The sequence below is a fragment of the Variovorax sp. P2_H12 genome (assembly GCF_056403395.1).
Genome location: NZ_JBFUFO010000083.1, coordinates 1 through 11,457 on the forward strand (window position 1 = coordinate 1; position 11,457 = coordinate 11,457).

An 11,457-nucleotide genomic window follows, 5' to 3' on the forward strand; every position below is an offset into this window, starting at 1 on the left:
GAGATCCTTGATCGGCAAGCCGGACTCGGCCTGCTTGATGAAACCGATGATCTGCTCCTCGGTGTATCTGCTCTTTCTCATGTCCGTCATTCTCCAAGTTGACGGACTTCGCTGCCACTACGCTGGTACGGCTGGGAGGGGGCAGGTCATGAAGGCCGTGGAATGTACCCGTATCGAGCATTAAACGGAAACCGTCGCCAATGCCTGCGCGGCCCAGCGCAGTCACGTCACCCCGGACGAGCTTCATCTCCACGCCTGCCCCGCGCACTCGATCACGCGCACGACGCAATGCTCTCTCGACGAGGTCTACGCCAGTCACCTGCCAGCCACGCTTCGCGAGCTCGATTCCCCAGATGCCGCTCCCGGTGCCGAGATCGAGCGCGCGTCCGTAAGGCGGCTGGCGGCCCCGCTCTTCGCGGTCGAACATCTGCGCCGCCTTTGCGACGAATGGCGGATCGGCGGCGGCGGCCTCCCACGGATGGAAGCCGATGGCGTAAGCCAGCCGGTAGTTCATGAGGTTCCGCCCCGTTGCAGGTTCGACATCACGACCTTGATCGTCTCCTGCAGGACGTCGGTCGGGCTGAATTCCACGATCTCGGTCCCCGTGTAGTGCACCGGAATATGACCCGGAGGAACGTAGTACGCGTCCCCGGCCTCGAAGGTTTCCTTGTGGTCGGGAAAGACGAAGCTCACCTTGCCGCTGAGCACGTAGCCCCAGCGCGGCAGTGGGCAGCGGTCGCCGGGCAAGCCGCGGAATAGTGCACCGAGCTCCGCGTCCGCCGTGTGCTTCTCGAAGCACACGGAATATCCTCCTTCGAGGTGGCCGAGTTGCACATCCAATCCTTCGAGTTGCACTGAATGTGAAGCGGTGTTGCGCGATACCTTTGGCATGTCGTGTCTCCGTTAAGAGTCGGGCATGAAGACAAAGGTACCGATTCGGTGTGCTGCCTGCATCGCGTGAACCGCCCAGCGTGCTGAAACGAAGCCATGGGTGTTTCCACCCATCTCATGTCAGATCAGCCGTTCGCGGTAGGCGAAGGCCGTTGCAGCTGAACGCGAAGACACGTCGAGCTTGTCGAAGATGTTGCTGAGGTGGCGATCGACTGTCCTGCTGCTCAGCGCCAAGTCCCGGGCGATTGCCTTGTTCGATAGGCCCGCGGCGACGTGGCGGAGCACTTCGAGTTCGCGTTTGGTCAGTCCATGCGCCGATCCGGACGCGGTCCCTCGAGCGAGTGCATCCACGCGAGCGAGGTCAGGCGCCGCGCGCAATTCGGAAAAGGCGCTTCGTGCGGCGTCCAACTCCAGCTCCGCGGTTTCCTTGTCCCCGAGGATGCTGCAAGCCTTTGCGATCAACACGCGCACGCGCGCGGCTTCGTAGGGAACCTCGAGCTGCCGCCATGCCTCGAAGGCCCGCCGCAGGGTACCGAGCGCCGCGTCCGGCTTCGCCTCGGCGAGTTCCAACGCACCGCGGGAGTGGGCGGCCAGTGCGTCGAGCAGTTCACTTCTGCGGCCCTTGGATGATTGTTCGATTTCGACGCACGCTGCCCGGGCCTGGTCGGTACTTCCCTCGGTCAGGAGGATCTCCACGCTGGCTGGAAGCAGTTTGGCGCGACGAACCGGATCAGTGGTCTCCGAAAGCGCCCGTCGAATCGCGCTGGCCGCAGCAGTCGTCCTGCCCTGGACGAGTCGCAACAGCGCGAGGCCAGGCTGCGGCTCGTAACCGGACCGGGCAGCCTCGCGATACGCGGCTTCCGCCTGGTCGAATTGACCTCGCATCCGGTGCACCTCGCCTTGCAGGTAAAGTGCGTGACCCGCGGCGGAACTGTTCATCGCCTTCGCGAATTGTGTCTTCGCCCGCTCCGCTTCCTGCAATGCCAAGCGCCAGTCGCCCAGCAGTTGCGCGACCTCGGCGCGGTGGAGCAGGCATTGCCCCGTGTGCGCCACCATTTCCGGCTGCTGCTCGCACCATTCCGTCAGGGCTTGGGTCCAAGCTTGAGCGCGGCTCAGCTGGAACATATCCTGGCAGTAGGCGATGACGCTGCAGTACACCAGGCCCGTCACGACCGGGGAGAGCTCGGCGGCCGAGACGGATACCATCACTTCGTCCATGAGTCGCAAGCCCTCCTCGACGCGCCCCAGCTGAACCAGCGCATGTCCACGCTCGTGCGCGGCAAGGGCGAAGAGATCCGCATCGCCGTGACGTTCGGCGATGCGTTCCGCTTTCTTCGCGATATCCGCCACGCCTTTCCAGTCCCGTTCCTTCGCGCGCTTTAGAAGCGTGGGGACTACTAGGTAGCCGTGTTCCACGCTATCGCGCGGTCCGCTTTCGGCGAGGCGCTGCGCGCGACCGAACCAGCCAGCCGCGTGACTGGCCTGACCACGCACCGCGAGATTGATGCCGGCCCAGAATGCACAGCGCGCGGCACGCGGCAGGTTGCGAGCGTGCTGGTGTGCGCGATGTGCCCGCTTCATGCACTCCAGGTGATCGTCGTTGCGGCCCAGCATGTAGGCCGCGACGGCCAGATGCTCCAAATCCTGCGGGTCGAGGGGACACGTCCGATCAGCCCTCACGAACGCGCGGTAGGCGCGCGCCCACGCCCGACGCGCCATGGCTTCGCGGCCCTGTTCAATTGCGTTGGCTACGGTCATCACCTTCAGAGAGCCTGATCTCCGGTAAGGATAGCCCCCGGACCTTGCGGCTGTCCCAACTGAGGGCTCACACGAGTCTCATTCAGGGCCCAATCAGGCAGATCGCTTCTCGGGAAGGACTTCCCGCTCGCCGAATCGTCGTTTCGGGGTGATACCTTCTCCGCAGAATCTATGTTGCCGGCGGCAGCTTTCGGGAGGGCGGATCGCTAAGACAGAGGACCGCTATGGGCCCAATCCGGAAGTTCGCATCGCTAATCTCGATGCCCTGAAGCAGACGTTAAGAGCCGGAGAAAGAGCATAACGATGGATGAAACGTACGGCACGGTGGCGAATGGTCGCGGTGCGCAGGCACCAAACATCACGCGGGTTTGATCTCCTTTGAGTTGGCACGAACGCTCTGAAATTTCAGAGTTTGCGTGCGCACCCCGGCTGCAGGGCCCCCGTATGCGTTCGGCTCGAAGCTGCGCACGGGCGATGTGCCCGGAGCACCCCATCGGTAACGGCTTTGGCCTCCGCCAAACCCAGGCCCGTAGCGGCTCGCAAGGTCGTCGTGCAAGAGACCTTCATTCACCCGGGTCGCCATCCGGTAATTTCAACGATTCCCACGGTCAGTTGCGACTCCTAAACGTGTTCCCGGACTTCTTGAAGCCCCGTCCTTTGAGCGCAGCTCTTCGAAGCCCGCAGCGGCGACTCACATGTAAAGTCGAAACCATGGCAGTGTGAGGTAGACGCACGCGATCATCGCGAGCGAGGGAACCACCCACTGCCAACCCGACCAGACCCGCTGCGTCCATCGCTCGGGCAAGAGCGCGGCAACGAGGCCGAACACGAGCGCTCCGAGCGCGGCCGTGGCGGTCCAGCCGTACCAGTACATCGCGGGAGCAAGAAACGCCATCGAGGGAGCGGCGATGTCTTGCGAATGGTGTGTGCCCAGGATGATCACGCCCAGCGAGGGGTAGACAGTGAACAGCGCGAGATCCAGCTTGAGCGCGACCACGTAGAGGACCGCAAACGATACGCCGTAGGCGGATGCGAAGCTGCGGAACCGTGAGGACGTCATGCGCCGAAGCCCCTGACGTTGTTCACGACGTGACCGATCAGAAAGCTCCACCAGACGATGAAGGCGAGGATCGAGGTCAGCGCCGCGCGCGCCAATGTTGAGTCGCCGGCACGCGGCTGCCGCCAGCACACCCAGTAGGCCGGCAGCAGCGCCAACCCGATGGCGGCGAAATGCTCCTTGATGTCGAAGAGGCCCAGGATCGGCCAATGCCCGGCGCGCTCGAGATCGGGCCTGATGTCGGTGCGGAAGTACAGGTACACGATCCCGCCCAGCAGTGCGGAGATCGCATACAGAACGACGATGGCGTTGGCGTACGAGGCGGCCGGCACGGCGCGAAAACGGCCGAAGAACGAATCGGGCCGCGCGCGCGGCGCCCATGTCGCCAGTGTCTGGTGGGTAATTGCGCCGAGCAGCGCGACCGCCACCAGGCCATGAATGATCAGGAGAGCGGTCTCCATGAGAGCCCTCCTGTCACTGCGCCCGGCCTGTTCACTTGAAGAGCTCGACCGTCGCGAAGGGCTCGGCCGACCCCGGCCGGAAGCGATTGAGGGTCATTTTGGTCTTCTCGCCCGGTTTGACGTCCAAGACCACGTAGTTGTAATCCTCCTGGAGCGGCTCGCCCTTCCAGTAGAGGTCCGGCGGATAATCCGCGGGCACCTTGAACTTCTGGCGGCCGGGCAGAATCGGATCCTGTTCGGCGCCGCCGCCACCCAGCAACAAGTATTTCACGCCGTCGACGTCGAACAGTTCAGTGGTGTGGATGTGTCCATTGAACACGACCACCTCCATGTCCTTGGCGTAGGCCGCGATCGCCTTGTGCGGATTGTCCGGGGCGGGGATGGCGCCGAAGCCCGATCGGGCGAACACCGGGTAGTGGAAGGTGATGAAGGCCTTCTTGATGCCCTTGGCCTTGGCCTCGTCCAGCCACTGCTGCATCTGCTTCATCTGCTCCGCATACTTCGGCCGATCGCCAGACCACTGCGAGGGCGACCCCTTGTCCGTCGCGCCGCTCCACAGAAAGATGAAGCGAGCGCCGTTGAAGTCGAACTTGTAGATGAGGTTGTCCGGCGTGACGCCGAGCTTCCTCAGATACGGCACCGTGCTCAGCAGGCCATCGATCTTGGGATCGCCCAACACCTCGTGATTGCCTGGCCCCACGAACCAGCGGCCTTCAAGCCCGGCTGCGCGCATCTCGCTGTCCGGCGGCGGCAGCAGCTTGAGCATGTTGTCATTTACGCGCTGCCAGTACGGACTGTCGGTGACGGTGCGGCCCTGATTTCCCCACCACACGACGTCGCCGGCGTTGACCACGAATTTGGCGCGTCCGGACTGGACGTCCTTCACGATCTCGCGCGTCACCCAATCGCCGCCGGCCAAATGGAACATCGTCCTGTGCACGCCGGGTAGCAGCTTCACGTCTTCCACGGTCGCCTCGGTGACCCAACTCTTGTTGACCTTCAAGGTCGTGACTTCCGAAGCCGTCACGAACGGCATGACGATCTGGATCAGTTCCTTCGTGACCGGATCGAAGGTCAACTTCACATTCTTCTGCACGACTTCTTCGGCGACCTTCTCCGGCAGGACAATGCCGAAACTCTCGACCAGCAGCTTGGTGACCTCCGGTCTGCCGTACTTGGACGGGATATTCATCATCGGGCGCGAGTCGCCGTAGGCAATGAACGAAAACGCCGAGTCGGCAGCCGGCGTCGTTGGCTGGGCAGCCGCATCCAGCGGCCGAAGCCCGATGAATGCGAGCACAAGAGAAATCGTGATCGCACACTTGATGAAACGTCTTAACAGGTTCATTTGAGGTTTCCTCTCTCTGGTTGGGCACCTCTGCTCAAAGGGGGTGCCTTTGCGACTGGTTTGCCTATTTGACCAACTCGACTTCGCCCACGCGCCACTCCTTGGTGAAGAACGGTTCTAGCGGACTGTAGAGGCGCAGGATCACGAACCAACCCTTGTTGGGCATTGTCTGAATCCAGTTGCCCCGCTTCACGCCAGCCGGCTGGTTGGGACCGAAGTAGACGGTTGTGGAGCCATCCGCGTTGGCTTCAGCGGCGGGAGACGGATAGCTCTAGCTGCCGGCACGCGGGTAACGTTGTGGCGTATCAAGCATCGACCGCGATTGATTGTCATACGCCGTGAGCGACCAGAAGTTGGCCTCCGGTATGCCCTTCGGCAGCGTCACTTTGTATGTCTTCGCGCCGTCGAAATACTGCTTGTCTGCATCGAGGCTGGCGAAGAGGTATTGCGAGCCGATGCCGGGAAGCCGCATCGACATGGCAGGGGTGATGCCGGTAACCCCATAGAAGAAACTCGATCGGGCATCCAACGTCCGATAGCCAGTAGCCGGAAACGGCTTGGCGCCTTCGCGGGTGATCTGCGGGATGGGCGTCTCGAACTGAGAGCCGGTCTGGAACAGAAAGTTGAACCATGACGAGCCCGGGTAGTAGAACCAGCTCGGGTCGCGGGGATTCATGAACAGGCTGCGTGAAGTGGCATTGCCGAGCGCCAACGCATCGGTCAGGATTTGTTTCATCCTGGCGTCCGGCGAGAAGGGCTTGCCCTTGACGATGCCGATGGCGGCCACATGACCCATCAGTTCCGGGTCGAGCGACGTTGCCGGCTCCTGTTGCACTACGCCGTTGAGCATTTCGTAAAAGCTGAAGTCATTGGGCGGAACCGTGTTCATCACCTTGCCGCTGCCTTCATGGAACACCGTCTGAGGGGGCGAGACGACGCGGCCCAGGCGGGACTTGTCGGCGAGGAACTCAGCGATGCTGGTTCCGACGCCGCCCACCTCGTAGGGGTAGATTTTGGTGAACTTCCGGATCAACTCGGCAGCGGGCTTCGGGTCGCTCTTGTTCTCCAGGAACATGCGCCCCAGGATCAACGCCTTAGTGGTACGGACGCGGGCAACGTAGTAACCGCCTTCCGGTAGCGGCCCTTTGTAGTCCTCGGGAACCAGCAGATAGCGCCCGCCCTCGCCCCGGTCCGGGCCGGGCAGCCCGAAATCGATGATCCAACGCCACCACATGTCATCCAGGGTGCCAAGCGCCTTCGGCGGCGTCTCGAACACCATGGGTCCCTTGGACAGATCGATGAAGCCCATGAAGTAGACGGTGTCCGCGTTGGCTGTCAGGAACAGGGACTTCGAATCCATCAGCGTGGAAAACACAAGTACTTCGTTGTCCTTCACGCCGACGTCCAACAAGCCTTTCCGAGCGGCGGCCGCATTCACACCCTGCATGGTGTTCAAGAATGCCTCGTATGCGTGCGAGAAATCGAGCGTGTCGTAGACCTTGGACAGGGTTTCCTTGCTCGGTGCGCCATCCTTGAAGTCGAGCGCGCCCACGCGCGTCTCGACCTTGTCCGGGGTTGAAATCGCCGCTGGGACTGTAAGGATTGGTTGCGCTACAGCGCCAGGAGATAGAAGCAGCATGGCGCTGGCTGCGAGCATAGGAAAAAGCACCACTCGAAGCTTCATTCCCAACCCCTTCGAATATCGACGAACGCAGTCTGCCTACGCGGAGCGTTGAGACTTAGTAGTTCGGCCCTTCCGACCTTAGCCCTCGGCGTTCCTTGTCCTGCGCAGAGGGCCATTTTCAGACAAGCGGGCCCCGGCTGCCATCCCGGCGGCCACCTACACCACGTACGTGGAAATCAAATTTGGATGCAGTTGGATGTGCCCAAAGCGGACGCCTACCAACGTCGGCTCCTGGCCGCCAGCCGTCTTCCGAGCGCGTCCCGTGCGCCGTCCTGCTTGTCTGGGCGGATGACGAGGGCTCAGCGGCGCGCCTCAGCGCCGAACGACGGCAGCGCCGTTCGGCCCTACGCAGCCAGCGCGGTAGACGCCCCGCGCGCAGGTGACTGGCGCTGGACGTACAACCACGGCAGCAGGCCGGACGACCACCGGCGGCTTCGCGACAACAACGGCGCCATTGGGGCCAGCGCATCCCGCGCGGTAGACGCCAGCTACGCAGCCAGCTGCGGAAGCGTCCAGGGACAACAAAGCCATGATGCCAAAAGCGGCTGAGGCGGAAAGTTTGCGTGAGGTCGACATCGGTGCCTGGTCAAGAGGTTTCGGAGAAGAACCCGGCCGTCAAACGCTCGTAAGTCCGGTCGGGCCTACAGCATAGTCCACCCTTACACATTCTCACGGTCTCATCGGCCCACTCATGGCGGACGACGTCGAACGTCTGCGGCGGGCCGTCAGGCGCTACCTGTAGGGTCGGTCCAGCCAGAACTCCCCGGCGGCGGCTACCTCGCGGCGGTTTCTAGCCAATCCAGCGCCTTCGCGTCGTCGGCAAAGGGGAAATGCCGCACTTCGGCCGACGTAAAGTGCGTGCCGAGCATTTTCGCCATACCGGCAAAGTGGCTGTCTGTCACGATTGCTATGCGTTCGACCTCCTTGTGGTGGTCGCGGACGAAGTGCATGTGCGCGGTGAAGCCGCCGAAGTCCTCCCAGCCAGGGAAGCCCTTCGAGTGAATCAAAACGCCACTGAGCTTGGCGTGGTCGGAGAGATAGCCATTGACAGCAACGCTGAGACCGCGGAAGTCCTCCTTGCTCAGTGGAGCGCCAGGTTTGAGCACCAAGATGCCCTCGGGCTGCTTTATCGAGTACTCGAGCATGTGATTCTCCGTTTGGGTACTTCCACCATACGCCGTCTGGACCGACCATGCCGCTTCCTGGGACGCACAACAAGTAAGCCGCTGATTACGCGGCGTGCGAGCGGAGGTTCGAGGGGTGTGATGTTGAATTCGGGCTCTTCAAGCAGGCGGTTGGAGCGAACGTCCGGACCTGGCCGTTCCGAGCCATTGGGCTCTAGTGCCACGCATATGGAAGAAGTCCGAGATACCACGGCCCTGGCAAGAACCAATGTCCACCCAGTGAACGCAGGCCTACGCTCAGCAGGACCGCACTCAGAACGTGCACGGCATACATGACTAGAGCAACCCGCAGCGCTGTCGGTCCGAGAACAAGTGGAACCGTGCCTCCGAATCGCCCGAGGAGGACTTGCAATGTAACCACGAATGCCGCGAGCAACGAGCCAGATGCAATGCCCATCAGGACGGCGCTCACAGCTAACATCGAAAGACCAAGCGGGCTTGGTTTGCTTCCGCTCGGCTCAGTAGATTGCAAGAAATAGAACCACACAGGGGCGGTGAGTACTACAGAGAGCAGCCACAGGCGCGTCGACTGCTTGTCGGGGCGCCACCGCGAAAACATCTGCGAAGAAGTCGAGCGCATTTCATGCCCCTCTTGGTCTACACGTCATTTCGAGAGCCCTATATCTGGTCCTGGCCGAATGCGGGAAAAGGTCAATCTCCTTGGCCATGCATCATCATTTCGTACAACTCGGCGACACGCGCTGCAGAAATTCCTTCCCGTTGCTCGACAGCGAGAGGGTGGTCAGTCGGTTCGAGTTCAATAAAGGGCCGGATGCCTCCATCGCGTAGATGTACTCGAGTCTTGAGGCTCATCGTTTCAGGGTAAGGCTTCAGGTACGCGTTGAGCCATCCGAAAAACGGACCGACGTGTGAGCGGGTTTCCTCCGAAAAGGCTTCCAACCATTGCTTGTAACTTGCCTCGCTGAGCGAAACCCAAACACCCCAGGAAAAAGGCTCATCCTCTCCCTCGACCGGAATCTCAATGCAGCCGCGGACAAAGTACGACTCATTATCGATGACGCAAGCATCGGTAGAAAGTGCACAACGAGTCGAGCGCTCTTCCTGCGGCACCACGAAATAGTTCAGCGGAGCATCGGCGCCGAAGGAGGGCATCCCCCGGTGGACCTCACCACAACAAGAACACTGAAACTCGAACGCCATCTCAATTCCATTGTGTCGAAAGATGCATTGCTCGCGCGAGCGCTCCCAACCCCAGAACTCAAATCGTTGTGCGCGCGTCGCGACCGTCGGCTATCCCCGAATTCTGCGACGCCGCCGACCGGCTGCGCTTGGCCGCATCCTGCCACAGCAACAGCCGCGACCTCATGGGTCAGGCCGGACTACGCATTGCTGCGAATGAAACCTCATCAAAATTGTGGAGGGGCGGCTCAAGGTCGGCTATCGGACGAATTGAGCGCGGGCGGCGAATGACTGGTCCTGGCCGGATTCAGTCTCTCAGAGCGGGAAAGCAATGCCCATTCCCATGCTACCCTTGACGAAGACCTGTCGATAGACTTCGATGGTCAGTCGTGCGTCCCTCGGGCCATTTTCCGACAAGGGGGTCATCTCTGTAGCAGCGAGGATGTGACGGATTGGGAAGTGAAATTTTGCGCCTTTCCCATCTCTGGCAACCGTGAAGTAGTCGCCGTGCACGCCTGTCAGCCATGCACTTTCCATTTTGGTTGCCTCGAGGTAGTTAATCTCGATGGCCCGTTGCACATAACGAAGCAGTAAGGCCCTGATTGGCCACTCAGATACTCCATCATCTGACATCGACAATACGGCCTTTGGCGTCTCCAGAGGCGACATCGATTCGCTTCTCGACAACTTGCAACGCCAGCATTCGTCGGCAGCAGGAGCGTTTAAAGCCTTGCACTTGCAGGTCCAATCTTCATCAGGAATCTGTTGGGTCATGAGTCTGAGCTTACGTCATGAAAGCCTCTGCTCGTCTGCTCCATCAGTTCCTCTTGAGCGTCGTTTATACAAGGCCTTCGAGCCAAGACGTCCGAACGGCCGTCGTTGGCAAGTGGCGCGCAGAGAGGGTGTCGTTCGAGGTGAAAGCCGCCCCAACTTCAGAGGTATGGTCTTGGCCGCGTCCGGCCTTCGCCATGCGGGTGGAAATCATCTTGGGGGTGCCGAGAAGGACAGAATCTGCTCGCGGAACGGCCACCAACTGTGCGGCCTGATTCGACGGATGTCCTCCGCCTGGAAGGGGATGGGGTGCTCCCAGGAACCGCTCCCTTGTCCATCCCAGATTCCACGAATCTCGCTCCCATTCGTGGTCAGTCCCTTATGCACGGTGCCGTCGAACAGGAGCACGTCAATCCAATAGAAATCGCCGCGCACCATGTGGCCTTGCAGGTCTTTGAATTGCGTCGGCAGTGGAACCATGTCTGTACGTCAGTGAAACTGATGGACCGATTGTTGATGCACAAGCAGTTGGTGTGCACGCGCTTCCGCAGGGTCCGTGCAGCGAATTTGGAGGACGCCGCCTAGGTCCGGTCTTGGCCGATTGTTGCCCGCCGTGCGGTCAGTGCGCACGCGCTTCGGAAGTGACCGTCAGGGGTGGTGCTGCGTCGAAGGCTGCTCGCTGCCGTCAGGGCCCCAGAAGCGCCAAGTCCCGACCTCCTGGCCATCGTGGTAGCTGCCTTCCGACGCCAACTGACCATTCGCATGGAAGTCGCGCCAGATGCCTTGTTCCATCCCATCGATGTACCTTCCCTCGGAACTCATTACGCCGTTCTCGTGGTACGCCACGAATAGGCCGTGTCGAATCCAGCGGGCGCTGTCCGGTGCCAAGTAGCGCGTGTAGCGGAACCTGATGGCTCCCGAATCGTAGGGAATCTCGGCGATGTTGAGGTCAGCGTCGATGGTCATGCTTGGGCGTTGACGGGCGAATTGGCAGGCGGTTGGGAACGTCCGGTGCTGCCGCATCCTGTCACACCGCGCCGACACCGGCCGCACTTCCTTTTTTCACGTCATAGCGCAGCTCCGCCATGCCAGCACCCATCTGATGAACGGATACCAGGCGTAGGCTTGGGCTCAGCACTCTTCGAGGGAACAGTGGCTTACCC

The 11,457-nt window shown here is 61.3% G+C and carries 11 protein-coding genes and 2 pseudogenes; all 13 read right to left on the reverse strand.

What is annotated here, in order from left to right; genetic code table 11:
- Positions 1–90, reverse strand: a 90-nt coding sequence (locus tag AC1DYK_RS34940; RefSeq protein WP_478170462.1) for a transposase, incomplete at its 3' end; no start/stop codon positions are given.
- Between the two features lie 115 nt (positions 91–205).
- Positions 206–514, reverse strand: a pseudogene (locus tag AC1DYK_RS34945) (class I SAM-dependent methyltransferase); the annotation flags it as partial.
- A complete protein-coding gene (locus tag AC1DYK_RS34950) occupies positions 511–891 on the reverse strand; it encodes a cupin domain-containing protein (protein ID WP_478170452.1) in 381 nt (126 codons plus the stop codon). The gene AC1DYK_RS34950 and the pseudogene AC1DYK_RS34945, both read right to left, overlap by 4 nt.
- Positions 892–1,011: 120 nt before the next feature.
- On the reverse strand, positions 1,012–2,649 hold the full coding sequence (locus AC1DYK_RS34955; protein ID WP_478170453.1) for a LuxR C-terminal-related transcriptional regulator: 1,638 nt from the start codon (positions 2,647–2,649) through the stop codon (positions 1,012–1,014).
- Between the two features lie 691 nt (positions 2,650–3,340).
- Positions 3,341–3,709, reverse strand: coding sequence for a hypothetical protein (locus AC1DYK_RS34960; protein ID WP_478170454.1), 369 nt, complete (start codon positions 3,707–3,709; stop codon positions 3,341–3,343).
- The gene (locus tag AC1DYK_RS34965) at positions 3,706–4,167 is read right to left on the reverse strand and encodes a hypothetical protein (RefSeq protein WP_478170455.1); all 462 of its coding nucleotides are present in this window, start codon (positions 4,165–4,167) and stop codon (positions 3,706–3,708) included. The genes AC1DYK_RS34960 and AC1DYK_RS34965 overlap by 4 nt, the downstream gene beginning before the upstream one ends.
- Before the next feature lie 31 nt (positions 4,168–4,198).
- Positions 4,199–5,515, reverse strand: coding sequence for a metallophosphoesterase family protein (locus AC1DYK_RS34970; protein WP_478170456.1), 1,317 nt, complete (start codon positions 5,513–5,515; stop codon positions 4,199–4,201).
- Between the two features lie 64 nt (positions 5,516–5,579).
- A pseudogene (locus AC1DYK_RS34975) lies at positions 5,580–7,199 on the reverse strand (DUF1254 domain-containing protein).
- Positions 7,200–7,972: 773 nt separating this feature from the next.
- Positions 7,973–8,344 carry a SpoIIAA family protein gene (locus AC1DYK_RS34980; protein WP_478170457.1) on the reverse strand — a complete coding sequence of 124 codons (372 nt, stop codon included), beginning with the start codon at positions 8,342–8,344 and terminating at the stop codon, positions 7,973–7,975.
- Positions 8,345–9,034: 690 nt separating this feature from the next.
- Positions 9,035–9,544, reverse strand: coding sequence for a DUF2199 domain-containing protein (locus AC1DYK_RS34985; protein ID WP_478170458.1), 510 nt, complete (start codon positions 9,542–9,544; stop codon positions 9,035–9,037).
- A 294-nt stretch (positions 9,545–9,838) separates the two neighbouring features.
- A complete protein-coding gene (locus tag AC1DYK_RS34990) occupies positions 9,839–10,297 on the reverse strand; it encodes a hypothetical protein (protein WP_478170459.1) in 459 nt (152 codons plus the stop codon).
- A gap of 207 nt (positions 10,298–10,504) precedes the next feature.
- Positions 10,505–10,774, reverse strand: a complete 270-nt coding sequence (locus tag AC1DYK_RS34995) for a hypothetical protein (RefSeq protein ID WP_478170460.1) — start codon at positions 10,772–10,774, stop codon at positions 10,505–10,507.
- Positions 10,775–10,942: 168 nt separating this feature from the next.
- The gene (locus AC1DYK_RS35000; protein WP_478170461.1) at positions 10,943–11,260 is read right to left on the reverse strand and encodes a toxin-antitoxin system YwqK family antitoxin; all 318 of its coding nucleotides are present in this window, start codon (positions 11,258–11,260) and stop codon (positions 10,943–10,945) included.
- Positions 11,261–11,457 lie beyond the last annotated feature (197 nt).

Coding starts and splice junctions, on each gene's coding strand:
- AC1DYK_RS34970 (WP_478170456.1), bottom strand. CDS start 5,515: ATGAACCTGTTAAGACGTTTCATCAAGTGTGCGATCACGATTTCTCTT.
- AC1DYK_RS34950 (WP_478170452.1), bottom strand. CDS start 891: ATGCCAAAGGTATCGCGCAACACCGCTTCACATTCAGTGCAACTCGAA.
- AC1DYK_RS34995 (WP_478170460.1), bottom strand. CDS start 10,774: ATGGTTCCACTGCCGACGCAATTCAAAGACCTGCAAGGCCACATGGTG.
- AC1DYK_RS34990 (WP_478170459.1), bottom strand. CDS start 10,297: ATGACCCAACAGATTCCTGATGAAGATTGGACCTGCAAGTGCAAGGCT.
- AC1DYK_RS34955 (WP_478170453.1), bottom strand. CDS start 2,649: ATGACCGTAGCCAACGCAATTGAACAGGGCCGCGAAGCCATGGCGCGT.
- AC1DYK_RS34960 (WP_478170454.1), bottom strand. CDS start 3,709: ATGACGTCCTCACGGTTCCGCAGCTTCGCATCCGCCTACGGCGTATCG.
- AC1DYK_RS35000 (WP_478170461.1), bottom strand. CDS start 11,260: ATGACCATCGACGCTGACCTCAACATCGCCGAGATTCCCTACGATTCG.
- AC1DYK_RS34980 (WP_478170457.1), bottom strand. CDS start 8,344: ATGCTCGAGTACTCGATAAAGCAGCCCGAGGGCATCTTGGTGCTCAAA.
- AC1DYK_RS34985 (WP_478170458.1), bottom strand. CDS start 9,544: ATGGCGTTCGAGTTTCAGTGTTCTTGTTGTGGTGAGGTCCACCGGGGG.
- AC1DYK_RS34965 (WP_478170455.1), bottom strand. CDS start 4,167: ATGGAGACCGCTCTCCTGATCATTCATGGCCTGGTGGCGGTCGCGCTG.